This window comes from Thiohalocapsa sp., from assembly GCF_019695415.1.
GTDB lineage: Bacteria > Pseudomonadota > Gammaproteobacteria > Chromatiales > Chromatiaceae > Thiohalocapsa.
The window spans coordinates 1-1,594 of sequence record NZ_JAIFKJ010000425.1 but is presented as its reverse complement, the minus strand read 5'-3'; the positions used below and the strand labels follow the sequence as shown (position 1 = coordinate 1,594).

Below are 1,594 nucleotides of genomic sequence, written 5' to 3'. Positions count from 1 at the left end.
TTTGGGCCGAAATCCGTCCGGGTCGATCAAGGCGGCCTACCTCAGTGCTTGCGACCGCATTTTTCCACAACCGGGCGCAAGCGGGCAAACCCGCAAGCATTTTAGCCTTTGCTGATGGGCCGGCATTTCGTTAGCGTGCCAATTTTCCGAAGCCGGCACAGTTCCCTATGCCCCTAGCCATTTTCGATCTCGACAACACCCTGCTCTCCGGCGACTCGGACTACCTCTGGGGCCGGCATCTGGTGGAGCTGGGCGTGGTCGACGCGGAACACTACGAGCGCGCCAACGCCTCGTTCTATGAGGACTACCGCGCGGGCCGGCTCGATATCGACGCCTTTCTGGCATTCGCTCTGCGCCCCTTGAGGGATAATGACCCTGCCGACTTGCACCGCTGGCGGAGCGAGTTCCTATCCAAACGGATCGCCCCCCGCATCGGACAGCCGGCGCTCGACTTGGTAGACCGGCATCGCCGCCAGGGCGACACGCTATTGGTCATCACCGCCACCAATGCCTTCGTCACCGCACCGATCGTCGAGCGCTTCGGCATTCCGCACCTGATCGCGACGGAACCCGAGCGCGATGGCGCCGGCTTCACGGGCCGGGTGGCCGGCATCCCCGCGTTCCAGGAGGGCAAGGTTGCGCGGCTGGAGGCGTGGCTAGACAAGCGCGACGAGGGGCTCGCGAACAGCACCTTCTACAGCGACTCCATCAACGACCTTCCTCTTTTGGAGCGCGTCGACCATCCCGTGGCGGTAGACCCGGATCCACGACTCGAGGAGGTCGCCCATGCGCGCGGCTGGCCAGTGCTGTCCTTGCACTCCGCACCCGAGTGAGGCTCGGAGCAGGAGCCTCCGAATCGACGTCGTTTGGCGTCATCAATCCGTCATCCATCCCTCACGTCGTTGCAAAATTTTTGGGCTATCTTGGCGTATCGCCTGAGATCGATCGAAGGGGTGACGTCATGGGACTCAACGCATCCGCGCTCCCAGCGCGACGCGGAGAACGACTATTCGTGGAGCTCGCGGCGGGGCACGAGGCCGTGCGTCAGGCGCAGGCGCTGCGTTATCAAGTGTTCAAAGAGGAGCTAGGGGCCCGGCTCAAGCACGGCCCGGCGGGTCTTGACGCGGACGATTTCGACGAACACTGCCACCACCTGCTGGTGCGCGAGACCAAGACGGGAGACGTCATCGGCTGCACGCGACTACTGAACGGACGAGACGCGCACCGTATCGGTGGCTTCTACTCCGAGGGCGAGTTCGACCTCGGTCGCATCCCAGACCTGCCGGGCAACCTGCTCGAGGTCGGGCGCACCTGCATCTCCGCCGACTGCCGCCATGGAGCGGCCATTGCGGTGCTCTGGTCGGGCATTGCGGGGTATATTCAGCTGCACGACATCGACTACCTGTTCGGCTGTGCCTCGATGCCCCCCGGCGCGGCCGACCTCCAGGACGCGGCCATCATGAACCGGTTGCGCCGCCAGGCGATCTCGCCACCGACTCTGCGGGTGACACCGCGGCAACCGCCCCTGTGCGAGACACACCCGGGCGGCCGGACGCGGCGCCGCACGGCAGCTTTCAAGCCCCATGTCCCCCGG

General features: G+C 65.1%; 2 protein-coding genes. Both read left to right on the top strand.

The window, feature by feature from the left end; all coding sequences use genetic code 11:
* The first annotated feature begins 167 nt into the window (after window positions 1–167).
* Window positions 168–833, top strand: coding sequence for an HAD family phosphatase (locus I6U14_RS12140; RefSeq protein WP_296899664.1), 666 nt, complete (start codon window positions 168–170; stop codon window positions 831–833).
* A gap of 128 nt (window positions 834–961) precedes the next feature.
* The coding region (locus I6U14_RS12135; RefSeq protein WP_296899663.1) for a GNAT family N-acetyltransferase at window positions 962–1,594 on the top strand (633 nt) is incomplete at its 3' end.

What these genes read in the sequence shown, in the direction of transcription:
- I6U14_RS12140 (WP_296899664.1), top strand. Translation starts at nt 168, where the DNA reads ATGCCCCTAGCCATTTTCGATCTCGACAACACCCTGCTCTCCGGCGAC.